This window comes from Streptomyces glaucus, assembly GCF_039533365.1.
GTDB classification, from domain to species: Bacteria; Actinomycetota; Actinomycetes; order Streptomycetales; family Streptomycetaceae; genus Streptomyces; species Streptomyces glaucus.
Genome location: NZ_BAAATK010000034.1, coordinates 13,048 through 35,609 on the forward strand (window position 1 = coordinate 13,048; position 22,562 = coordinate 35,609).

Sequence of the window (22,562 nt, forward strand, 5' to 3'; positions counted from 1 at the left end):
CGGCCCCGGATGCGCGGCCGGGCGGCGCACGTCACGGACGCCTCCGGCCCCCGTCCTCCCCGTACTCGTCCTCCCGCGGGCCCAGCAGTTCGTCCGCCAGGGTCGGCAGGTCGTCCAGCGGGGTCTCCTCGGCCCAGTCCGAGCGGCGCCGGCGGCGCGGTGCCGGCTCGGCGTCGACCTGGGGCAGCTCGCGCGTGCGGTCGTCGGATCCGTCCGGCCCGCCGGCGGGGCGCTCGTCCCGGAAGAAGCCCGGCGGGACCCGGTTCGCGGGCTCCTCCCCCGGCACCGGCGGCAGGACGGCCGTCCCGTCCGCGGGTTCCGGCGTCGCCGAGGGCAGGACGGCCGTCTCGTCCGCCGCGCCCGGCACGACCGGCGGCTTCGGCAGTTCGGCCGTCACCTCGGAGTCGGGGCTGCCGGAGGACCCGGCGGCGGTCTCCTCGTCGCCCCGTTCCCGCACCGGTCGCAGCACGGCCGTCTCCTCCAGCGGGCCGCCGGAGGCGTTCTTCGGCGTCACGACCGGGGTCGGCACGGTCACCGCGTCGGGCGCGGCGGCGGGCCGGCGGCTGTGCGTGTCACCGGGAGGCGTCGGCTTGGGGCCCGCCGCGGCCGCAGCGGCCGCCTGCTCGGCCAGCCGGCGTGCCTCCTCGGCCCGCAGCAGGGCCTCCTCGGCCTTGCGCTGCTTCTCCAGGCGCCGGGCCTCGGCCTCGGCGCGCAGCCGGGCCTCCTCCTCGGCCTGCTTGCGGCGGCGCTCCTCCTCCGCCTTGCGGCGGGCCTCGGCCTCGGCGCGTGCCTTCTCCTCGGCGAGCAGCCGCGCCCGCTCCTCCTCGGCCCTGCGGCGCGCCTCCTCGGCCCGGCGCCGGGCCTCCTCGGCCTGCCGTTCGGCCTCGCGCCGCTGCGCCTCCTCCAGCTCGCGCCGCTTGCGCTCCTCCTCCTCGGCGCGCAGCCGCGCCAGCTGCTCCTGGCGCTCGCGCTCCAGGCGCTCCTCCTCGGCCTTGCGGCGCGCTTCTTCCTCCGCCCTGCGGCGCGCCTCCTCCTCGGCCTTGCGGCGGGCCTCCTCCCGGGCCTCGATCTCGGCCTCGGACAGCGGCAGCACCTGGTCGAGCCGGTGCCGGATGACGGTCGTGACGGCCTCGGGCTCCTGGCCCGCGTCCACCACGAGGTAGCGGCCCGGGTCGGCGGCGGCCAGCGTCAGGAAACCGGCCCGCACGCGCGCGTGGAACTCGGCGGGCTCCGACTCCAGGCGGTCCGGCGCCTCGGTGAAGCGTTCGCGCGCGGTCTCCGGGGAGACGTCCAGCAGGACCGTGAGGTGCGGGACGAGTCCGTTCGTCGCCCAGCGGTTGATGCGGGCGATCTCGGTCGGGGACAGGTCGCGGCCCGCCCCCTGGTAGGCCACCGAGGAGTCGGTGTAGCGGTCCGAGATGACGACCGCGCCGCGCTCCAGGGCGGGCCGGACCACCGTGTCCACGTGCTCCGCGCGGTCGGCGGCGTACAGCAGGGCCTCGGCGCGGTGGGAGAGGCCGGCGCTCGACACGTCCAGCAGGATCGAGCGCAGCCGCTTGCCGACCGGGGTCGCCCCCGGCTCGCGGGTGAGGACGACCTCGTGGCCCTTGGCCCTGATCCACTCGGCGAGCGCCTCGGCCTGGGTGGACTTCCCGGCCCCGTCGCCGCCCTCCAGCGCGATGAAGAAGCCGGACGGCGCGGGCGTCGGCACGGGGTCGTCGCCGCCGAGCAGCGCGTCCCGCAGGTCCTGCCGCAGCGGCACCCCGGAGCGGTCGTCGGCCTTGGCGAGCACCAGCGCGGCCACCGGCAGCAGCAGCGCGCCGGCCAGCATCAGCGTGAACGCGGCGCCGCCGTGCGCGAAGACGAACCTGCCGCTCTCCAGCCGGTGCGGCCCGATCGCCGCCGCCACCACGGGGGCGACCGCCGCGCACAGCGCCACGCAGACCCGGACGACCGCGTGCAGGTGCTCGGTCGTACGCGCCCGGCGCTGTTCCTCGGCCTCCTGGTCGAGCAGGGCGTGCCCGGTGTTGGCGGCCACGCCCGCGCCGACGCCGGCCAGCGCGACGATCAGCAGCACGCTGGTGACGTCCGGGACGAGGCCGGCGGCGAGCAGGGCGACGCCGGTGAAGGCGATCGCCAGCGCCAGCAGCCGGCGCCGCGACAGGGCGGGCAGCAGGGCGGGCGCCGTGCGGATGCCGGCGACGACTCCGCCGGTCAGCGCCAGCACCAGCAGGCCGTACAGCACGGGGCCGCCGCCGAGGTCCTTGGCGTGCAGCACCGACACGGCGACCGCGGCCGCCACCGCGCCCGCCACGGCCGCGCAGGCGAGCACCAGCAGCGGCATCGCGCCGGTGCGGCCCTTGACGACGCCCGCGGCCGTCCTGGGGCGGCGCAGCCCTTCCAGCGGCGACCGCGGGCGGGGGGTGCGCGTGCCGGGCACCTCGAGGAGGGTCAGCACGGACAGGGACGCGGCGAACAGCCCGGCCGCGACGTACGACGCGAGGGCCGCCTGGTGCTGGGCGAACCAGTCGAGGCCGGCTCCCAGGAGGTTGTTGAACAGCGAGGCGGTGACGAGCACGGCCCCGGCGAGGGGGATCGCCACGAAGCCCGTGCGCAGGGACAGGCGGCGCAGGGCGTCCAGGTGGTCCGGCAGCGGCCGTACCGTGGCGCCCTCCGGGGGCGGGGCGGGCAGCAGCGCGGGGGCCGCGCTCTGTCGGCAGACCGTCCAGAAGCGCTCGGCGACGCCGCTGACGAAGACCGTGACGAGGAGGACGGCGAGGGCGTCGTCCGGTGTCCAGTCGATCCACAGCGGGGCGACGATGAGCAGCGCGGCCCGCAGCCCGTCGGCGCCGACCATGGTCCAGCGGCGGTCGAGCGGGCCGTCCTGCCCGGTGAGCGAGGTGAGCGGGCCGAGGAGGACCGCTCCGAAGAGCAGCGTGGCGAGGATGCGCACGCCGAAGACGGTCGCCACCGCGAACGCCACGCCCCGGTAGCCGCCGCCGAAGGAGCCCTCCGCGATCGCCGCCTGGAGGACGAGGGCGACCAGCACGAGGAGCGCGAGCACGTCGCCGGTGCCGCTCACGAGCTGCGCGCTCCACAGCCGCCTCAGCCGGGGCCGGCGCAGCAGGGCGCGGACGGCGCGCTCGCGGGAGTCCGCGACCAGGGCGTCGTCAGGGGCGGTGTGAGGGGCCGTTGGCTGCTCGGCTCGCGTCATGCATTCAGACTATCGGCACCCGCCGACAGCCCGGAGCGCCCGTCCGGGCGGGCGCGCGCCCCGGCACCTGCGGGGTGCCGGGGCGGCGTTTCGCGCAGCGGCCGTGCGGAACCGGGAGCCGGAGACGCCCGGCCCTCCGGGGTTCGATCCGGTCCTCCGAAATCCGGTCCGGCCCGGTCCTCCGAGGTCCGGTCCGGCCTTCGCCGTCCGGTCAGTCCTCCGCCCTGGCGGCGGTCGCCTTCCTCGCGGCCGTCTTGGTGGCCGTCGTCTTGGCGGCGGTCTTCTTGGCCGTCGTCGTCTTGGCGGCGGTCTTCTTGGCCGCCGTCGCCTTCGCCGCGGTCTTCTTGGCCGGGGCCTTCTTCGCGGCGGCCTTCTTCGCCGTCTTCTTGGCGGGCGCCTTCGCGCGCTTCTCGGCGAGCAGTTCGAAGCCGCGCTCCGGGGTGATCGCCTCGACGCTGTCGCCGGAGCGCAGGGTCGCGTTGGTCTCGCCGTCGGTGACGTACGGGCCGAAGCGGCCGTCCTTCACCACGACCGGCCTGCCGCTGACCGGGTCGGTGCCCAGTTCCTTCAGCGGCGGCTTGGCGGCCGCCCGGCCACGCTGCTTGGGCTGGGCGTAGATCGCCTGCGCCTCCTCCAGCGTGATCGTGAAGAGCTGGTCCTCGGACTGCAGCGACCGCGAGTCCGTGCCCTTCTTCAGGTACGGGCCGTAGCGGCCGTTCTGCGCGGTGATCTCCTGGCCGTCGGCGTCGGTGCCGACGACGCGCGGCAGCGACATCAGCTTCAGCGCGTCGTCGAGGGTCACCGTGTCCAGCGACATCGACTTGAAGAGGGAGGCGGTGCGCGGCTTGACCGCGTTCTTGCCCGTCTTCGGGGTGCCCTCGGGGAGGATCTCCGTGACGTACGGGCCGTAGCGGCCGTCCTTGGCGACGATCTGGCGGCCCGTCTCCGGGTCGCGGCCCAGCACGCGCTCGCCGCTCGGCTTGGCGAGCAGTTCCTCCGCGAGTTCGACGGTCAGCTCGTCCGGCGCCAGGTCGGCGGGGATGTCGGCGCGCTGGTGCTGCTCGGAGTCCTTCTCGCCGCGCTCGATGTACGGGCCGTAGCGGCCGACCCGCAGCACGATGCCGTTGCCGACCGGGAACGACGACACCTCGCGCGCGTCGATCGCGCCCAGGTCGGTCACCAGGTCCTTGAGGCCGCCGAGGTGGTCCCCGTCGCCGTTGCCGGCCTCGGCCGCGCCGCCGATGCCGTTGGCCTCGCCGAAGTAGAACCGCTTCAGCCATGGCACGGCCTGCGCCTCGCCGCGCGCGATGCGGTCGAGGTCGTCCTCCATCTTGGCGGTGAAGTCGTAGTCGACGAGCCGCCCGAAGTGCTTCTCCAGCAGGTTGACCACGGCGAAGGACAGGAAGGACGGCACCAGGGCGGTGCCCTTCTTGAACACGTAGCCGCGGTCGAGGATCGTGCCGATGATCGACGCGTACGTCGACGGGCGGCCGATCTCCCGCTCCTCCAGCTCCTTGACCAGGGACGCCTCGGTGTAGCGGGCCGGGGGCTTGGTGGCGTGCCCGTCGACCGTGATCTCCTCGGCGGCCAGGGCGTCGCCCTCGCCGACCTGGGGCAGGCGGCGCTCGCGGTCGTCCAGCTCGGCGTTCGGGTCGTCGGCGCCCTCGACGTAGGCCTTCAGGAAGCCGTGGAAGGTGATCGTCTTGCCGGAGGCGCTGAACTCGACGTCCCGGCCGTCGGCCGCCGTGCCGCCGATCCTGACGGTGACGGAGTTGCCGGTCGCGTCCTTCATCTGGGAGGCGACCGTCCGCTTCCAGATCAGCTCGTACAGCTTGAACTGGTCGCCGGTCAGCCCCGTCTCCGCGGGCGTGCGGAAGCGGTCGCCGGAGGGCCGGATCGCCTCGTGCGCCTCCTGGGCGTTCTTGACCTTGGCGGCGTACGTGCGCGGCTGCGGCGGCAGGTAGTCGGCGCCGTACAGCTGGGTGACCTGGGCGCGGGCGGCGGCGACGGCCGTGTCGCTCAGGGTCGTGGAGTCCGTACGCATGTACGTGATGTAGCCGTTCTCGTACAGCTTCTGCGCGATCTGCATGGTCGCCTTCGCGCCGAAGCCGAGCTTGCGGCTGGCCTCCTGCTGCAGCGTCGTCGTACGGAACGGGGCGTACGGCGAGCGGCGGTACGGCTTGGACTCGACGGACCGGACGGAGAACCGGGTGTTCTCCAGGGCGGCGGCCAGCGCGCGGGCGTCCGCCTCGTCGAGGTGGAGGGCGCCGGCGCTCTTGAGCCGGCCCAGGGAGTCGAAGTCGCGGCCCTGCGCCACCCGCCTGCCGTCCACCGTCTGCAGACGGGCGACCAGCGACGACGGGTCGGACGGGTCGCCCGCGCGGCCGGTCGCGAAGGTGCCCGTCAGGTCCCAGTACTCGGCGGAGCGGAAGGCGATGCGCTCGCGTTCCCGCTCGACCACGAGCCGGGTGGCGACGGACTGGACGCGGCCGGCGGACAGCCGCGGCATGACCTTCTTCCACAGCACCGGCGAGACCTCGTAGCCGTAGAGGCGGTCGAGGATGCGGCGGGTCTCCTGGGCGTCGACCAGCTTCTGGTTCAGCTCGCGCGGGTTGGCCACGGCGGCCCGGATCGCGTCCTTGGTGATCTCGTGGAACACCATGCGCTTGACCGGGATCTTGGGCTTGAGCACTTCCTGCAGGTGCCAGGCGATGGCCTCGCCCTCGCGGTCCTCGTCGGTGGCGAGGAAGAGCTCGTCCGAGTCCTTCAGCAGGTCCTTGAGTTTCTTGACCTGGGCTTTCTTGTCCGCGTTGATGACATAGACCGGCTGGAAGTCGTGTTCGACGTCCACACCGAGGCGGCGGACCTCGCCGGTGTACTTCTCCGGCACCTCCGCGGCGCCGTTGGGAAGGTCGCGAATGTGCCCGACGCTCGCCTCGACGATGTATCCAGGGCCGAGGTAGCCCTTGATCGTCTTCGCCTTGGCAGGCGACTCGACAATGACGAGTCGGCGGCCGCCCTTCGCGGTCTCGCTGGTCGGGGACAACTTCGCTCTTCTCTCCGGTCGACGCTGGGTCCCCCCAGGCCTTGGTTCCCGGGGTCGGGTCGTGCTGACGCTGCGGAGTGTGACGGTACATCCCGCCCCCGTGTCAAACGGGAAAAGCCCGCAACGGCCACTCGAACGGTAACCCGACTCGTGCCATTCCTGCCGCCCGGAGTGCCCACCAGCCCTTTCGGCCCGGTCCGGAGTGCCGCCTCCCACTTATCGGAGTGGCGGTTCCGTCACTGTTCAAACGCGCTTCTCAGACGCGCGTGAAGCACCAGGCCCCGAGGGTCAGGGTGATCACCGCGACGCCGCCCGCGACGGTCGCGGATGCGACGGGGTTCACACCCTGGGCGACGGGGCGGCGCTGGCGCGCGCGGACCGCGGTCCACACCAGCAGTCCCAGTCCGAACAGGGCGAACACCACTCCCGCGAAGATCGCCGGTCCTCTCTCCATGGCCGCCCGTGCCCCTTTTTCTCCCGTCCGTGGATGCCCAGCCCCGGAAGGCTGACACGCACGGGCGGCGGGCAGGCGAAGCACGGGTGAACGCGAGGCCGGCGGGGCCGTGAACCGGACCGCGGGGTGCCCGCCGGTCCGGACCTGGGCGGGCGCGCGCACATTTCCGGCCGTCTTTCACGGTGGCCGGACGCTCCGCGCAATTGATCCCGGGAAACCCCGGCGCCTCCGATTCCGCTGCTCGGGCCGGTTCGCCCGGCTCCCCTTCGCCGCGGGTCCCGTCCGTGCGCGTTGCCGGCGCACTTCCTGCCGCCGCGCTTCCCGTCCTGTGTCCGCGGACCCCGTCGCCGTCCTTCGGATTCCTCTGTTCCTCTTCGGGCCCCGCCCCTGTTCTCTCCGGACCTGGCCGCTGTGCTTCGGGTTCTGTCGCGTGTCTTCGGGTGCTGTCGCGCACCCTCGGGTGCCGTCGCGCCGCTTCGGGTCCTGTCGCGCCGCTTCGGACCCCGCCGTCGTTTCCCGGTCCCGCCGCCGCTCCCCGGTGTCCGGTCAGCGCCCGCGGCCCCGATCAGGATCGGGCCGGTTCGAGGAACCCCTGCTCCACCAGCAGCCGGATCTGGGCCGGCGCGCGGTCGCGCAGCAGTACCGGGTCCTCGCCGACCAGCTGGGCGATGGCGTCCAGGATGCGGCCCGCGCTCATCGTCCCGTCGCAGACGCCGGCGAAGCCCGCGCCGACGGTGTCGACCCTGGTGGCCCGGCGCATACCGCGGTTCTGCCGCAGCACGACGTGCTCGGGGTCCTCGGCGCCGGGCAGCCCGACCTGCTCCTGGACGACCTCGCCGGCCAGCTCGAAGTACGCCGCGAGCAGGGCCGCGTCGTCGCGCGACCGCAGCCAGTCCAGGCGGTCGAAGTGCGCGCGGACCGTCTCCCCCAGCGGTTGTTCGACCGGGTGCGGCCACTCCTCCACCGTGACCGAGGGCTCGGCGGCGCCGGTCCGGCGCAGGGTGATCCAGCCGAAGCCCACGGCCCGCACCTTGCGCGCCTCGAACTCGTCGAGCCACGCGTCGTACCGCGCCCGGTACTCCGCCGCGTCGCCGCGGTGGTCGCCCGCGTCCCGGAGCCACAGCTCCGCGTACTGCGTGACGTCCTGCACCTCGCGCTGCACGATCCAGGCGTCGCAGCCGCGCGGCACCCAGGAGCGCAGCCGCTCGGTCCACTCCTCCCCCTCCACGTGCTGCCAGTTGGCGAGGAACTGGGCGAACCCGCCCTCGTTCAGCCGCTCCCCCGCCTGCTGGACGAGCGTGCGGCACAGGTCGTCCCCGCCCATCCCGCCGTCGCGGTAGGTGAGGCGGGCGTCCGGGGAGATCACGAACGGCGGGTTGGAGACGATCAGGTCGAACGTCTCGTCGTCCCGGACCGGCTCGAAGAGCGAACCCTCCCTCAGGTCCGCGGCGGGGGCGCCGGACAGCGCGAGGGTGAGCGCGGTGATATGCAGCGCGCGCGGGTTCACGTCGGTCGCCGTCACCCGCGTGGCGTGCCGGGCGGCGTGCAGCGCCTGGATGCCCGAGCCGGTGCCGAGGTCGAGGGCGGAGGAGACGGGCGTGCGGACGGTGATGCCGGCCAGCGTCGTGGACGCGCCGCCCACGCCGAGGACGACGCCCTCGTCCCGCCTGCCGATGCCGCCGGCGCCGCCGACCGCGCACCCCAGGTCGGACACGATGAACCAGTCCTCGCCGTCGGGCCCGCCGTACGGCCGCACGTCCACGGTCGCGGTCACCGCGTCCTCGCCGGCGGGCACCAGCCACCCGCTCTCCAGGCAGTCGGCCACGGGCAGGACGTCCGCCACGCGCGCGTGCGGCACGGGCTGCTGCAGCAGGAACAGCCGTACGAGCGCCTCCAGCGGCGTGTCCCTGCGGGTGGCCCGGAGCGCGGGCACGGTCTCGCCGCGCGCCAGCGCCGCGTACGCGGGGGCGCCGAGCAGGTCGAGCAGGCCGTCGGCGGTGAAGGAGGCCGCGAGCAGGGCGTCCCGGAGCCGGGCGGCGACGTCGGGGCGGCCGGCGGAGGGCAGGGGGGAGAGGCTGGCGTTACTCACGCCCCCATTGTGTCCCCCCGCCCGGCGGCGTTCCGGCTCAGCTCGCCGCGGACGACGGCGAGGCGGACGCCGCCTGGCAGCCCTTCTGCTTGACCAGCGCCTTCTTCGGGTCGCCCGCCTCCAGCTCCTTCAGCGCGCCGAGCGCGCTCTGGCGCTGCTTCTCCACTTCCTCCATCCGGTCCGAGACGTCCTGCAGCCCGGAGGCGAAATCGGCCTGGTCCTTCGTGTCGAGCGCGTCCACCTGCTTCTTGAGGTCGGCGTACGACGCGGAGAGGGTGGTGAGCTTCTTGACGGCGTCCTGCTGCTTCCGCTCGCCGTCGTCGACGCCCGGGGGCGGTCCGGCCTTCTGGATGACCGCCGCGCGCGCCCGGTAGCCGTCCGCCAGGTCCTGGAAGGCTTGGGAGTCGGTCTCCTGGAGCTTCTCCGGCGGGCTGTCCTTGGCCGCCTTCGTGATCGATTCGTAGGCGGCCGCGATCTTCGCGTTCTGCGCCGGCACGACGTCGCAGATCTGCTTGGCCCAGGCGTCCAGCTCCGCGTTGCCCTCGTCTTCACTGCACCCGGACAGCGCCAGTACCAGTACCGCACCGCCGGACAGCGCGGCCGCGAGCTTCTTGTTCACCGGATTGGTCCCTTCCATGGCTCTCGGCCCGGAACATACACGCCGGACGAGCGGCAGCCGCATGCCGAAGGTCGGCTAAAACATATATTGCGCCGTTTGCGTCAAGCGAGAGAAGGCTCACGGCGCGGGCGCGCACGGACGCGGCGCGGGCGGACGGCACGTCAACACGCGCCGTCCGCCCGCGCCTTGAGCTGGGGCTCGTCCGAGAACCGGGGGGAGGACCTAGGAAACCACCGCCGGGTCGGCCGACTTGGTCTCCCGGCCGGCGTCGTCTTCGTCACCCATGGCGATGCCGCGCCGCTTGGAGACGTACACCGCGCCGACGATCACGGCGAGCGCGAGGACCGCGATCAGCACCCGCATCCCGACGTTCCGGTCGGCGCCGTACGAGAAGCTGATCACCGCGGGCGCGATCAGCAGCGCCACCAGGTTCATCACCTTCAGCAGCGGGTTGATCGCGGGACCGGCGGTGTCCTTGAAGGGGTCGCCGACCGTGTCGCCGATGACGGTCGCCGCGTGGGCCTCGCTGCCCTTGCCGCCGTGGTGGCCGTCCTCGACGAGTTTCTTGGCGTTGTCCCAGGCGCCACCGGAGTTGGCGAGGAACACCGCCATCAGCGTGCCCGCGCCGATCGCGCCGGCCAGGAAGGCGCCGAGCGCGCCGACGCCGAGCGTGAACCCGACGAAGACGGGCGCCAGCACGGCGAGCAGGCCGGGCGTGGCGAGTTCGCGCAGGGCGTCCCTGGTGCAGATGTCGACGACCTTGCCGTACTCCGGCTTCTCGCTGTGGTCCATGATCCCGGGCCTGTCGCGGAACTGCCGCCGCACCTCGAAGACCACCGACCCCGCCGACCGCGACACGGCGTTGATCGCCAGCCCCGAGAAGAGGAAGACCACCGCCGCGCCCGCGACGAGGCCGACGAGGTTGTTGGGCTGCGAGATGTCCATGATCAGGCTCATCGGCGCACCGGGTCCGCTGAGCTGCTCGCCCACGTCCCGCGCGCCGGTGACGATCGCGTCGCGGTACGAGCCGAACAGCGCCGCCGCCGCGAGCACGGCGGTGGCGATCGCGATGCCCTTGGTGATGGCCTTGGTGGTGTTGCCGACCGCGTCGAGGTCGGTGAGCACCTGCGCGCCGGCGCCCTCGACGTCGCCGGACATCTCGGCGATGCCCTGCGCGTTGTCGGAGACCGGCCCGAAGGTGTCCATCGCGACGATCACGCCGACCGTGGTGAGCAGGCCGGTGCCGGCCAGCGCCACCGCGAACAGCGCCAGCATGATCGACGCGCCGCCGAGCAGGAAGGCCCCGTACACGCCGAGGCCGATCAACAGGGCGGTGTAGACGGCCGATTCGAGCCCGACGGAGATGCCGGCGAGGACGACGGTGGCGGGGCCGGTCAGCGAGGTCCGGCCGATGTCCCGCACCGGCCGGCGGCCGGTCTCGGTGAAGTAGCCGGTCAGCTGCTGGATCAGGGCGGCGAGCCCGATGCCGACGGCCACCGCGACGAGCGCGAGGATCCGCGGGTCGCCGTCCCTGCCGCTGATCGCGGTGTCGGTGACGCCGTCGAGGTCGGAGTACCTTCCAGGCAGATAGACGAAGGCGGCCACGGCCACCAGCACGAGCGAGATCACCGCCGAGACGAAGAAGCCGCGGTTGATCGCGCTCATGCCGCTGCGGTCGGCCCGCCGCGGCGCCACCGCGAAGATGCCGATCATCGCGGTGATCACGCCGATCGCGGGCACCAGCAGCGGGAAGGCGAGCCCCGCGTCGCCGAAGGCCGCCTTGCCGAGGATCAGCGCGGCGACCAGGGTCACGGCGTACGACTCGAACAGGTCGGCCGCCATGCCCGCGCAGTCGCCGACGTTGTCGCCCACGTTGTCGGCGATGGTCGCGGCATTGCGCGGATCGTCCTCCGGGATGCCCTGCTCGACCTTGCCGACCAGGTCGGCGCCGACGTCGGCGGCCTTGGTGAAGATGCCGCCGCCGACCCTCATGAACATCGCGATCAGCGCCGCGCCGAGGCCGAAGCCCTCCAGCACCTTCGGCGCGTCGGCCGCGTACACCAGCACCACGCAGGCGGCGCCCAGCAGGCCGAGCCCCACCGTGAACATGCCGACGACACCGCCCGTGCGAAATGCGATCTTCATCGCCTTGTGCGAGACGAGGGTGAGGTCCTTTTCCGGCTCGCCCTTCGCCGGTGTCGCTTCCCGGGCCGCCGCGGCGACACGGACATTGCTGCGTACGGCGAGCCACATGCCGATATAACCGGTGGCTGCCGAAAATGCCGCGCCGATCAGGAAGAACACCGATCGTCCGGCACGCTGATTCCAGTCGTCCGCGGGCAGCAGCAGGAGCAGGAAGAAAACAATCACGGCGAATACGCCGAGCGTGCGCAATTGCCGGGCCAGATAGGCGTTCGCGCCTTCCTGGACCGCCGCCGCGATCTTCTTCATGCTGTCGGTCCCCTCGCCCGCCGCGAGGACTTGGCGCACCAAGACGCCCGCGACCACCAGCGCCGCCAGCGCCACGGCCGCGACGACCGCCACCAGGACGCGGTTGCCGTCCGTCAGCACCGCGGCCGCGAAAGTCGAGGGATCACCCAGCTGATGGGAGGTGGAAAGCCCCGCCATTCGTCCTCCTTGACGCTTGGGCCGAGCTCAAGATGTGGACGGATTGTAGGTACCGGAACCCGATCGAAACGGGGCGCGGTACATGGAATTGGCCTTCGGACACTCCTCGGCGAACGATCTCCGGGCGGCCACGGAACCCGAGAACGGTAATGCCCTGGAAGCATGGGCATGTGATCCGGTTCGGCGCGCGACCGGTCGTGAATTGATTCACGCAAAGTGTCGCTGGAAACACTGTATGCGCGGACCTCGTGTTCCGCACACGACGAAGGGCCCTACGAGGTAGGGCCCTTCGAGAAGGAGGTCGCTGTGCGAGGGGGCGGGTCAGGGCAGCGGAGCCGACGGGGGTGTCGTCGACCAGGTCATCCGGATCTGCCCGCCATGGGCCCCGGTCGTGACCTCGACGTCGTCGACGAGCCCGCTGATGACCGCGAGACCCATCTCGTCCTCCTCGGTCTCCCCGTCGTCGCCTGCGGCTCCTGGGGCGTCGCCGGCGGGGACCGAGTGCGGAGCCTCGTCGCCGACCTCGATGGAGAACTGCTTCTCCTCCTCGATCAGCAGCACCTTCACCGGCGCGGTGACACCGCTGTTCCGGTGCAGCCCGACGGCCCTGGTGCAGGCCTCGCCGACGGCCAGCCTGACCTCGTCGAGAACGGCCTCGTCCACCCCGGCCCTGCGTGCCACCGCGGCCGCCACCAGACGGGCGGTCCTGACGTGCTCGGGCAGCGCGCTGAAGCGGAGTTCGACGGTGGCCATGCATCCCCCTCGGAGCTACGGGCGTGCTGTCGAGGTCCCGGGCAGCCGAGAGCCCGGACCCCCCTGCGATGCGACATGGCGGCCCGGGCACATGGCCCGGGCCGGTGGTTCAGTCGGTGGCCGCCACCGCTTCCTCGACCGAGGTGTGGATCGGGAACACCTTGGTGAGGCCGGTGATGCGGAAGATCTTGAGAATGCGCTCCTGGTTGCAGACCAGGCGCAGCGAGCCCTCGTGGGCACGCACTCGCTTCAGACCGCCGACCAGCACGCCGAGCCCGGTGGAGTCGAGGAAGTCCACGCCCTCCATGTCGACGACGAGGTGGAAATTCCCGTCGTTCACCAGCTCGACCAGCTGCTCGCGCAGCTTGGGCGCGGTATATACGTCGATTTCGCCACCGACCTCGACGACCGTACGATCGCCGACGGTACGGGTCGACAGGGACAGGTCCACGGATCCTCCAGCACCTTGCTATCGAGCGGTCGCCCCTCGGGCACCTCGGCTTGAAGCCCCCGGGACGGTTCGCCAGCCGCGATGGCATTCAATCACTTACCGGCAGGCGTGCACGACGCCTTGGGCCCATTGTCCGTCACGCCAGTGACACACTCGGTGCCGATGGCCGAGAATCACCGATCCGATCGAACCTCGACGGACCCCGCCCCCCAGCTCGCGCCGGGCACGGTCCTGGACCGGCTCGCCGCGGGGCCGAGCAGGGCTGCGCGCATCACTCATACGGAGCACTTGCCCCCACGCGCGGGCCGCCATGCCGTCTGGCCCGACCGGATTCGCGCCGAGGTCGTCGCGGCCGTGCGGGAAGCCGGCATCGAGCACCCGTGGGCGCACCAGGCGCGGGTGGCCGAGTACGCCCTGGACGGCGAGTCGGTGGTCGTGGCGACGGGCACGGCCTCCGGCAAGTCCCTGGCCTACCTGGTCCCGGTGCTGTCGACGCTGCTGGACGGCGCCGAGGCCCCGAACGGCCGCGGCGCCACCGCCCTGTACCTGGCCCCCACCAAGGCCCTCGCGGCGGACCAGTGCCGGTCGGTGAGGGAGCTCTCCCGTCCGCTGGGCACCGCCGTGCGGACCGCGGTGTACGACGGCGACACCCCGTTCGAGGAACGCGAGTGGATCCGCCAGTACGCCACCTACGTGCTGACCAACCCGGACATGCTGCACCGCGGCATCCTGCCGTCGCATCCCCGCTGGGCCTCCTTCCTGAAGGCGCTGAAGTACGTCGTCGTCGACGAGTGCCACACCTACCGCGGGGTCTTCGGCTCGCACGTCGCCCAGGTGCTGCGCCGGCTGCGGCGCCTGTGCGCCCGCTACGGCGCCTCCCCCGTGTTCCTGCTGGCCTCGGCCACCGCCGCCGAGCCGGCGGTGGCCGCCCGGCGGCTGACCGGTCTGCCGGTGGTGGAGGTCGCCGACGACGCCTCCCCCCGCGGTGAACTGGTGTTCGCCCTCTGGGAGCCCCCGCTGACCGAGATGCGGGGCGAGAGGGGCGCGCCCGTCCGCCGTACGGCCACCGCCGAGGCCGCCGACCTGCTCACCGACCTCACCGTGCAGGGCGTGCGCTCGGTGGCCTTCGTACGGTCCCGGCGCGGCGCCGAGCTGATCTCCGTCATCGCCCAAGAACGCCTCGCCGAGGTCGACCGGTCGCTGGCCCGGCGGGTCGCGGCGTACCGCGGCGGCTACCTGCCCGAGGAGCGCCGCGCCCTGGAACGCGCCCTGCACTCCGGCGAGCTGCTGGGCCTGGCCGCCACGAACGCCCTGGAGCTCGGCGTCGACGTCTCCGGCCTGGACGCGGTCGTCATCGCCGGTTACCCGGGCACCCGGGCGTCCCTGTGGCAGCAGGCGGGCCGGGCCGGACGGTCCGGGCAGGGGGCGCTGGCCGTCCTGGTGGCCCGCGACGACCCGCTGGACACCTTCCTCGTCCACCATCCGGAGGCGCTGTTCGACCGGCCGGTGGAGTCGACGGTGCTGGACCCCGACAACCCGTACGTGCTGGCCCCGCATCTGTGCGCGGCCGCCGCGGAACTGCCGCTGACCGATGAGGACCTCGACCTGTTCGGGCCCGCGTGCGCGGACCTGCTGCCCCAGCTGGAGGCCGCGAAGCTGCTGCGCCGCCGGACGAAGGCCTGGCACTGGACGCGCCGGGAGCGGGCCGCCGACCTGACCGACATCCGCGGGGCGGGCGGGCGGCCGGTGCAGATCGTCGAGGCCGGGACGGGGCGGCTGCTCGGCACGGTCGACGCCGACGCCGCGCACACGACCGTCCACGAGGGCGCGGTCCACCTCCACCAGGGCCGTACGTACCTGGTGCGCTCGCTCGACCTGGAGGACTCGGTCGCCCTGGTCGAGGAGGCCGGCCCGCCGTACTCGACGGTCGCCCGCGACACGACGTCGATCTCCGTCCTCGAGACCGACACCGAGATCCCGTGGGGCGACGGGCGCCTGTGCTACGGCTCCGTCGAGGTCACCAACCAGGTGGTCTCCTTCCTGCGCCGGCGTGTCGTCACCGGTGAGGTGCTCGGCGAGACGAAGCTCGACCTGCCTCCTCGTACGCTGCGCACGCGTGCCGTGTGGTGGACGGTCACCGAGGACCAGCTGGACGCCGCCCGGATCGGCCCGGAGATCCTCGGCGGCGCCCTGCACGCCGCCGAGCACGCGTCGATCGGCATGCTGCCCCTGTTCGCGACCTGCGACCGCTGGGACATCGGCGGCGTGTCGGTCCCGCTGCACCCCGACACGCTGCTCCCGACGGTCTTCGTCTACGACGGCCATCCCGGCGGCGCGGGCTTCGCGGAGCGCGCCTTCCACACGGCCCGCGCCTGGCTCACCGCCACCCGCGAGGCCATCGCCTCCTGCGAGTGCGACGCCGGGTGCCCGTCCTGCATCCAGTCCCCCAAGTGCGGCAACGGCAACGAACCGCTGCACAAGCGGGGGGCCGTGCGCCTGCTCACGGTGCTGCTGCGGGGGGCGCCTGCGGAGAAGGCGGACGGGGAGCGGCGGACCGGAGCCGTGCCGGGGGCGGCGGCGCCTTCCCCGGAGCGGCCGGCGGGGGCTGCGCGGCCGACGACGTCTTCCCCGGGATCGCCGGCGGGGGCTGCTCAGGGACCGCCGCTCCCTGAGGAGCCGGCGCGCTCCGGGGAGCCGGTGACTTCCCGGGAGGGGACTGCGGAACCTGCCTGGAACGACTCCTGTCCCCAGGAGCCCCCGCAGTTTCCGCAGTCCCCATAGCGCCCGCAGTCCCCGCAGTCCCCGCAGCCTCCGCGGGGCCCGCCCGCGCCCTGACCTCCGCCGCGAACGGCCCCCGTCCCGAGGCCGCCGTCACGTCCGAGATCTCCCCGGTGAGCGCGCACCGTACGAGCCGTGCGCCCTGGGCCCGGGCCACCCGGTCCGCCCGGGCGCAGGCGGCCGTGGTGCCGTCGGCCCAGTGGTCCGCCGCCGCGAGCGCCGCGAGGTCGGCGCCGCCGGCCGCGCGGTGCCGGGCCACGACGGCCTGCCCCAGGGCGAGAACGGCGCCGAAGACCACGCACAGAACGGAGATCGCGCACACGCTCCACACGGTGGCCGAGCCCCGGTCCGAGGGGCCGTCGCCGGCCGGTCCGCCCGTCACGTCCCCGCCCCCGTCGTCCCCTCCGCCGGCGCCACGGCCTCCTCCACCGACGCGACGGCCTCCTCCCGTACCTCGAAGGGAAGGCCGCGCAGCGCCGCCGGCTTCGCGACGACCACCACGCGGACCCGGTCCGCCTCCCGGCTGACCGTGACCTCCGCGCCGCGCGGTGCCGCCGCGCGGGCCACCTCGACGACCGCGTCGACCGGGTCCTGGCGGGCCGCCGCCCGGGCACCGGTCCGCGCCGCGTCCACGCACTGGATCTGCGCGGCCACGACCAGCAGCCCCCACACCAGCGCCATCGCGAACGCCACCAGCACGGGCAGTGCCACGGCGGACTCCGCCGTCACGAATCCCCGGTCCGTCCCCCGCTCACATCCGCGCATCGAGGGCCTGCTCCACGATGCCCTGCAACTGGGCGGCGACCGCCCCGCTCGTCACCACCTTGTAGAGCACCACCGCGAACGCCACCGCCGCGACGATCCCCATCGCGTACTCGGAGGTGACCATTCCCGCGTCCCTCCGCGCCGCACGCACCCTGCGCACCAGGACGCGCAGCCATACCTGTACCGCCTTGTACATCTCAACCCCCGTGGAAAACGGTTCCTGCGAACAATTCGGATGATCCAGCCCTGTCGGGCCGTTCAGTGCTGCCGGATCGGTCAGTGCTGCCGGCGCTCGTCATCCACCACCCCCTCCCAGCGCCCCGCGCGCCAGCCCGATCACCACGGGCAGGACGCCGACCGCGATGAACGCGGGCAGGAAGCACAGCCCCACCGGTGCGGTGACCATGACGGCCGCCCGGCGTGCCCGTGCCGTCGCGGCGCGCGCCCGGCCGGCGCGGGCCTCCGCGGCCAGTCGCGCGACCGGCCCGGCCGCGGGGAGGCCGGACACGTCGGCCCGTTCCAGCAGCCGCGCCAGCGCTTCGGCACCCGGTGCCGCGGCCAGCCTCCGCCAGGCCCCGGCCGGTTCGCCGCCGAGCCGTACCTCGGCCGCGCCGCGCGCCAGCGCGTCCCCGACGGGCCCGCCCAGGGCGTCGCCCACGGCCTGGGCCGCGGCCACCGGACCGGCGCCCGCGGCGACACAGGCCGCCACCAGGTCGGCGGCGAGGGGAAGCTGCCGGGCCGCCGCCACGGGATCGATCCGCTCCGGGCCATCGGGGCCCGCGTCCGTCCGCCGCAGGCGCCACCGCCACAGCCCGGCCGCGGCGGCCAGCCCCAGCACGGCACCGGCGACGCCTCCGACCAGGGCCCATCCGGCGCACGCCGTCCCCGCCAGGGGCAGCCACCTGCGCGCGGCGCTCCCCAGCCCGGTGCGCGGGGCGGTCCCGGCCGGCTCGGCGGCGGCCAGTCCGGCCAGCCGCCGCCGCATCCTCCGCTCGCCGCGGACGGCGCTCAGCCAGTGCGCCAGCACCAGCAGCGTCCCGACGGCCGCCCCCAGCCGGTGGACGGCGTCCCCGCTCATGCCGCCGCCTCCGCCCCGCGCACGATCCGGGCCACCCACCACATCCCCACGGCCTCCAGCAGGCCCCCGGCCAGCAGACAGCCCAGCCCCGGTCCGGTGTGCAGGAGGACGTACAGCGGGTCGGCGCCGAGGCCGGTGCCGATCAGGAGCCCCAGGGTCGGCAGGGCGGCGAGCATCACCGCGGTGGAGCGGGCGCCCGCCAGCTGGGCGCGCAGGTCCGCGCGCTGGTCCCGCTCGGCGCGCAGCGCCCCGTCCAGCCGGTCGAGTCCGGCCGCGAGGCCCGCGCCCTGGTCCACGGCCACTCGCCAGCACGCCGCGAGGCCCAGCAGCCCGTCGGCGCCCGGCTGCCGGGCCGCCGCCGTGAGCGCGCCCGGCACGTCCCCGCCGAACCGGGCCGCCGCCAGTACGGCCGCCTGCGCGTCGCCGAGCCCGCCGGAGTCACGCGCGGCCCGCAGCAGGGCCTCACCCGGCTGCCGGCCCGCGCGCACCTCCCCGGCGAGCGCCCCGCACAGCGCGATCACCGCGTCCGCCCGCCGGTCCCGCGCCCGCCGCGCACGGCCGGCCAGCCGCATCCGCCGCAGCACCGGCACTCCCACCGCCCCCGCGACGGCGGGCAGCGCCGAGGCTCCCAGCACCGACAGCACCAGCCCGGCCACCAGCGCCCACCACTCGGCCCGCAGCCGCCCGCGGATCCGCCGCGTGCCGCCGGTCGCCCGCCGCCATGCGGGAGACCCGGTGCCCGCCGCCGCCCCGCCCGCGAGCAGCAACCGCGCCCGCCGCTCCCCGGAGCGCCACCCGCCCGTCAGGCACACCGCGGCGCCCAGGCACGCCACGGCCGCGCCCATCGACAGCTCACCGATCCCGTTCATCCCCGCGCCTCCCCTCGAAGCACTCGGTGCCGAGCAGCCCGCGCAGCCGCTCCCACCCCCGCTCGTACGCGAACGCCTCCGCGCCCCATCGCAGCGCCGGCACCGTCCGCACCAGTCCCGTCGCATCCCGCTCCAGCACGTGCACCTCGGCGATCCGCCGCCGCCCGGTCCGGTCGCGCACGAGGTGCAGGACCACCGACAGCGCGGCCGCCACCTGGCTGTGCAGGGCGGCCCGGTCGAGCCCGGCGGCCGTGCCGAGCGCCTCCAGCCGGGCCGGCACGTCCGCGGCGGCGTTGGCGTGCACGGTCCCGCAACCGCCGTGACCGGTGTTCAGCGCGGCCAGCAGGTGCACCACCTCCGCGCCCCGCACCTCGCCGACGACCAGCCGGTCCGGCCGCATCCGCAGCGCCTGCCGCACCAGGTCCTCCAGGGCGACCAGACCCGCCCCCTCCTGGTTGGCGGGTCTGGTCTCCAGCCGTACGACGTGCGGGTGGTCCGGCCGCAGTTCGGCCGAGTCCTCGGCGAGCACGATCCGCTCGCGCGGCCCGACCAGTCCCAGCAGCGCGCTCAGCAGGGTCGTCTTGCCACTGCCGGTGCCCCCGCTGACGAGGAAGGACAGCCGCGCCTCCACCAAAGCCCGCAGCACGCGGTCCCCGCCCGGCGGCACCGTGCCCTCGGCCACCAGTTCGTCGAGCGTGAACGCGCGCGGCCGTACGACGCGCAGGGACAGGCAGGTGCAGCCGACGGCGACCGGGGGCAGCACCGCGTGCAGTCGGGTTCCGTCGGGCAGCCGGGCGTCGGCCCAGGGCCGGGCGTCGTCGAGCCGGCGTCCGGCCACGGCGGCGAGACGCTGCGCGAGGCGCCGCACGGCCGCCGCGTCCGGGAACGAGACGTCCGTCAGCTCCAGGCCACCGCCCCGGTCCACCCAGACCCGGTCCGGGGCGGACACCAGCACGTCGGTCACCGACGGGTCGGCGAGCAGGGGTTCCAGGGGCCCGCTGCCGACGAGTTCGGACCGCAACCGCTCGGCCGTGCGGAGGACCTCCGCGTCACCGAGCACCCGCCCCCGCTCCCGCAGGGCCTGTGCCACACGCGCGGGCGTCGGTTCCGCCCCGCTCTCGGCGAGCCACTGCCGCACGCCGTCCAGCAGCGCGGCACCGTCCGACCGGTCGGGCCCGGCCGGCGTCCTCATGCGGTCCCCGCTTCCAGCAGTGCCCGCTCCCAGAACTCCCGGCAGAAGCGCGCGAGTGGTCCGCGGCCGGTCGCGGCGGGAGGCTGCCCGTTCCCGTTCGCGCGCGGCAGGGCGGCCTCGACGGGGACCTCGCCGGCCAGGGGCAGTCCGAGCAGCCGGGCCACCTCACGGTCGTCGAGCCCGGGCGCGTACGGGCCGCGCACCGCCACCCGCAGGTCGCGCAGGACCATGCCGACGGCCGAGGCCACACGTCCGGCCGCCGCGACGGCGCGCAGTTCGCCGGGGACCACGAGGAGCCCGAGGTCGAGCTGGGCGAGCACCTCCGCGACGCCGTCGTCGACACGGCGCGGCAGGTCGACGACGACCGCGCCGCCCCGGCGCCGGGCCGCGGCGAGCACCGCCCGCACGGCCTGCGGCGGAACGGCGACGCGGTCGCCGCGGTCCCAGCTGAGCAGCCGCAGCGAGTGCAGCTCGGGCAGCGACTCCTCCAAGGCCCCGCCGCCGACCCGTCCGCGGGAGGCGGCGAACGCCGGCCAGCGCAGTCCCTCGGCCGTCTCGCCGCCGAGGAGCACGTCGAGTCCGCCGCCCAGCGGGTCGGCGTCCACCAGCAGGGTGCGCAGGCCCTGGCGCGCCGAGGTGACGGCGAGCGCGCAGGCCAGCGTGGACGCGCCGGAGCCGCCCCGGCCGCCGATGACGCCGACGGTGAGTGCGGGCCGGCCCGTTCCCTCGGTGACGTCGGCGATGCGGTCGACGAGCCACTGTTCGCCGTCGGGCAGCATCAGGACGTGGTCGGCGCCGATCTCGACGGCCCGCCGCCACACCCCCGGGTCGTCCTGGTCGCGCCCGACCAGTACCACTCCGCGTCTGCGCGCGGCCCCGCGCACCCGCCGCGCGGCGTCGTCGCCGACCAGGACGAGCGGTGCGGCCTCCCAGCCGCCGCGCCCTTCGGGCACGCCGTGGTGCACCTCGGGTGTGGCGCCGGCCGCCGCGCACAGGCGCAGCAGGTCGTCGAGGAGTCCGGCGTCCTCGGTGACGATCAGCGGTCCGCTCCGCCGCCCTCCGGCGGTGGGCGGCGGATGGTGTGTGACGGCTCCGGTCACGGTGGTGATCCCCCTTCGCTGCATCTCCCGCGCGGCCCCTGCGGCCTCGCGGTTTCCGGACGCGTGGAGAGCCGGCGACCGGTCTCCGTATGAGCGGCCGGCAGGAACCGGCCTTGCGCGCCCGACAAACGGAACCGGCCGTGAACTCGGTGCGGCCGGAACGCGTCGGAAACACGGTGCGGCGATCCGGGAAATCGTGTGGATCTTGGTTGATAACCGTGGACAACTCGGTGGTTGTGAATATCGCCGTCACCCTTACCGGTGATGACCGCACCACCGCTCGCGCACCTTCCGCAGAGCAGCCCGACGACTACGCACAGTGACGGATCATGAGCGTGATCGCCGGATGGCCGCCGACGCTCCGGCCCGGCGGCCCGGCCGCCCAGAAGAGGAAAAACCCACCCGGACATGCGACGACCCCCGCCGGGGGGGAGAGCGGGGGTCGTCTCCACGGCCGACTCGGGGGGGGAGGAGTCGGACCGGGTTAGCACGGTCGCGAACGATCCGTGACTTCCATGGTGTACCCGAGAGCCTTCTCAGGCAAACCCACGCGCCCCACCTTACGCCGAATGGGCTGCCCCTATGCTCAGGGGCGTGGAAAACCACTCCCTCCCCCGTGCAGCGGCCTTCTTCGATCTGGACAAGACGGTCATTGCGAAGTCGAGCACACTCACGTTCAGCAAGTCGTTCTACCAAGGCGGACTGATCAACCGCCGGGCCGTCCTGCGGACCGCGTACGCCCAGTTCGTCTTCCTCGCCGGCGGCGCCGACCACGACCAGATGGAGCGCATGCGCGCGTACCTGTCCGCGCTGTGCCGCGGCTGGAACGTCCAGCAGGTCAAGGAGCTCGTCGCCGAGACGCTGCACGACCTGATCGACCCGATCATCTACGACGAGGCCGCCTCCCTGATCGAGGAGCACCACACCGCCGGCCGCGACGTCGTGATCGTCTCCACCTCGGGCGCCGAGGTCGTGGAGCCGATCGGCGAACTGCTCGGCGCGGACCGGGTGGTGGCGACCCGCATGGTCGTGGGCGACGACGGCTGCTTCACCGGGGAGGTGGAGTACTACGCGTACGGCCCCACGAAAGCCGAGGCGGTCAGGGAACTGGCCGCCTCGGAGGGGTACGACCTCTCCCGCTGCTACGCCTACAGCGACTCGGTGACCGACCTGCCGATGCTGGAGTCGGTCGGCCACCCCCACGCCGTGAACCCGGACCGTGCGCTGCGCCGGGAGGCGCTCGCGCGCGGGTGGCCGATCCTCGACTTCCACCGCCCGGTGCGGCTCAAGCAGCGGCTGCCCGCGTTCTCCGTACCGCCCCGTCCGGCACTTGTCGCGGCCGCCGCGATAGGCGCCGCGGCGGCCACCGCGGGTCTCGTCTGGTACGCCAGCCGGCGCCGGGCATCGGCGGCCTGACCCACCGGCCGCCGAAATATCGTCCTTCAACATTTAGGCGCCCGTTTACCACCCTTTCGCACCTAAAAGTAAAGAACTACGGTCAGCACTTCCGCTTACCGCGGTCCTGG

Annotated in this window: 16 protein-coding genes and 1 pseudogene; 2 read left to right on the plus strand and 15 right to left on the minus strand. The window is 74.2% G+C overall.

The features are described from left to right. Positions 1-31: 31 nt before the first annotated feature. The 8 genes from tmk to bldG all read right to left on the minus strand — a co-directional run bounded on the left by tmk (position 32) and on the right by bldG (position 13,254). On the minus strand, positions 32-3,214 hold the full coding sequence (gene tmk, locus ABD363_RS22755) for a dTMP kinase (RefSeq protein ID WP_344606521.1): 3,183 nt from the start codon (positions 3,212-3,214) through the stop codon (positions 32-34). A gap of 211 nt (positions 3,215-3,425) precedes the next feature. Continuing rightward, on the minus strand, positions 3,426-6,260 hold the full coding sequence (gene topA / locus ABD363_RS22760; protein ID WP_344606523.1) for a type I DNA topoisomerase: 2,835 nt from the start codon (positions 6,258-6,260) through the stop codon (positions 3,426-3,428). Positions 6,261-6,516: 256 nt separating this feature from the next. Further along, positions 6,517-6,714, minus strand: coding sequence for a hypothetical protein (locus ABD363_RS22765; protein WP_344606525.1), 198 nt, complete (start codon positions 6,712-6,714; stop codon positions 6,517-6,519). 565 nt (positions 6,715-7,279) lie between these two features. Beyond that, positions 7,280-8,803, minus strand: a complete 1,524-nt coding sequence (locus ABD363_RS22770) for a DUF7059 domain-containing protein (RefSeq protein WP_344606527.1) — start codon at positions 8,801-8,803, stop codon at positions 7,280-7,282. Positions 8,804-8,840: 37 nt separating this feature from the next. Next, complete coding sequence (locus ABD363_RS22775; protein WP_344606529.1) at positions 8,841-9,440, minus strand: small secreted protein; 600 nt, start codon at positions 9,438-9,440, stop codon at positions 8,841-8,843. 204 nt (positions 9,441-9,644) lie between these two features. Then, positions 9,645-12,050, minus strand: coding sequence for a sodium-translocating pyrophosphatase (locus ABD363_RS22780; protein WP_344606531.1), 2,406 nt, complete (start codon positions 12,048-12,050; stop codon positions 9,645-9,647). A gap of 321 nt (positions 12,051-12,371) precedes the next feature. Next, the gene (locus ABD363_RS22785) at positions 12,372-12,803 is read right to left on the minus strand and encodes an ATP-binding protein (protein ID WP_344606533.1); all 432 of its coding nucleotides are present in this window, start codon (positions 12,801-12,803) and stop codon (positions 12,372-12,374) included. A gap of 109 nt (positions 12,804-12,912) precedes the next feature. Then, positions 12,913-13,254 (minus strand): anti-sigma factor antagonist BldG, encoded by a 342-nt coding sequence (gene bldG / locus ABD363_RS22790; protein WP_010986038.1) that lies wholly within the window; start codon positions 13,252-13,254, stop codon positions 12,913-12,915. Between the two features lie 81 nt (positions 13,255-13,335). Here bldG and ABD363_RS22795 point away from each other — a divergent pair, with 81 nt between their 5' ends. Further along, positions 13,336-16,035: a DEAD/DEAH box helicase gene (locus ABD363_RS22795; protein WP_344606536.1), complete on the plus strand. Its 2,700-nt coding sequence runs from the start codon at positions 13,336-13,338 to the stop codon at positions 16,033-16,035. A 22-nt stretch (positions 16,036-16,057) separates the two neighbouring features. Here ABD363_RS22795 and ABD363_RS22800 read toward each other — a convergent pair. The 7 genes and pseudogenes from ABD363_RS22800 to ssd form a co-directional block, all read right to left on the minus strand. After that, a pseudogene (locus ABD363_RS22800) lies at positions 16,058-16,414 on the minus strand (Rv3654c family TadE-like protein); the annotation flags it as partial. After that, entirely contained in the window at positions 16,411-16,797 is a 387-nt protein-coding gene (locus ABD363_RS22805) for a TadE family type IV pilus minor pilin (protein WP_344606538.1), read from the minus strand. The pseudogene ABD363_RS22800 and the gene ABD363_RS22805, both read right to left, overlap by 4 nt. Beyond that, entirely contained in the window at positions 16,784-16,993 is a 210-nt protein-coding gene (locus ABD363_RS22810; protein WP_344606540.1) for a DUF4244 domain-containing protein, read from the minus strand. Before ABD363_RS22810 ends, ABD363_RS22805 begins: the two co-directional genes overlap by 14 nt. 99 nt (positions 16,994-17,092) lie before the next feature. Next, entirely contained in the window at positions 17,093-17,875 is a 783-nt protein-coding gene (locus ABD363_RS22815) for a type II secretion system F family protein (protein ID WP_344606542.1), read from the minus strand. Beyond that, positions 17,872-18,744: a type II secretion system F family protein gene (locus ABD363_RS22820; RefSeq protein ID WP_344606544.1), complete on the minus strand. Its 873-nt coding sequence runs from the start codon at positions 18,742-18,744 to the stop codon at positions 17,872-17,874. The genes ABD363_RS22815 and ABD363_RS22820 overlap by 4 nt, the downstream gene beginning before the upstream one ends. Next, positions 18,728-19,936 carry a TadA family conjugal transfer-associated ATPase gene (locus ABD363_RS22825; RefSeq protein WP_344606546.1) on the minus strand — a complete coding sequence of 403 codons (1,209 nt, stop codon included), beginning with the start codon at positions 19,934-19,936 and terminating at the stop codon, positions 18,728-18,730. Before ABD363_RS22825 ends, ABD363_RS22820 begins: the two co-directional genes overlap by 17 nt. Next, positions 19,933-21,060 (minus strand): septum site-determining protein Ssd, encoded by a 1,128-nt coding sequence (gene ssd, locus ABD363_RS22830; protein ID WP_344606548.1) that lies wholly within the window; start codon positions 21,058-21,060, stop codon positions 19,933-19,935. The genes ABD363_RS22825 and ssd overlap by 4 nt, the downstream gene beginning before the upstream one ends. 558 nt (positions 21,061-21,618) lie before the next feature. Between ssd and ABD363_RS22835 the strand changes: the two genes are divergently transcribed. Then, entirely contained in the window at positions 21,619-22,452 is an 834-nt protein-coding gene (locus ABD363_RS22835) for an HAD family hydrolase (RefSeq protein WP_344606550.1), read from the plus strand. Positions 22,453-22,562: the final 110 nt, after the last annotated feature.

What these genes read in the sequence shown, in the direction of transcription:
- tmk (WP_344606521.1), bottom strand. Translation starts at nt 3,214, where the DNA reads ATGACGCGAGCCGAGCAGCCAACGGCCCCTCACACCGCCCCTGACGAC.
- ABD363_RS22765 (WP_344606525.1), bottom strand. Translation starts at nt 6,714, where the DNA reads ATGGAGAGAGGACCGGCGATCTTCGCGGGAGTGGTGTTCGCCCTGTTC.
- ABD363_RS22775 (WP_344606529.1), bottom strand. Translation starts at nt 9,440, where the DNA reads ATGGAAGGGACCAATCCGGTGAACAAGAAGCTCGCGGCCGCGCTGTCC.
- ABD363_RS22780 (WP_344606531.1), bottom strand. Translation starts at nt 12,050, where the DNA reads ATGGCGGGGCTTTCCACCTCCCATCAGCTGGGTGATCCCTCGACTTTC.
- ABD363_RS22785 (WP_344606533.1), bottom strand. Translation starts at nt 12,803, where the DNA reads ATGGCCACCGTCGAACTCCGCTTCAGCGCGCTGCCCGAGCACGTCAGG.
- ABD363_RS22795 (WP_344606536.1), top strand. Translation starts at nt 13,336, where the DNA reads ATGGCATTCAATCACTTACCGGCAGGCGTGCACGACGCCTTGGGCCCA.
- ABD363_RS22805 (WP_344606538.1), bottom strand. Translation starts at nt 16,797, where the DNA reads ATGCGCGGATGTGAGCGGGGGACGGACCGGGGATTCGTGACGGCGGAG.
- ABD363_RS22810 (WP_344606540.1), bottom strand. Translation starts at nt 16,993, where the DNA reads ATGTACAAGGCGGTACAGGTATGGCTGCGCGTCCTGGTGCGCAGGGTG.
- ABD363_RS22815 (WP_344606542.1), bottom strand. Translation starts at nt 17,875, where the DNA reads ATGAGCGGGGACGCCGTCCACCGGCTGGGGGCGGCCGTCGGGACGCTG.
- ABD363_RS22820 (WP_344606544.1), bottom strand. Translation starts at nt 18,744, where the DNA reads ATGAACGGGATCGGTGAGCTGTCGATGGGCGCGGCCGTGGCGTGCCTG.
- ABD363_RS22825 (WP_344606546.1), bottom strand. Translation starts at nt 19,936, where the DNA reads ATGAGGACGCCGGCCGGGCCCGACCGGTCGGACGGTGCCGCGCTGCTG.
- ssd (WP_344606548.1), bottom strand. Translation starts at nt 21,060, where the DNA reads ATGCAGCGAAGGGGGATCACCACCGTGACCGGAGCCGTCACACACCAT.
- ABD363_RS22835 (WP_344606550.1), top strand. Translation starts at nt 21,619, where the DNA reads ATGCTCAGGGGCGTGGAAAACCACTCCCTCCCCCGTGCAGCGGCCTTC.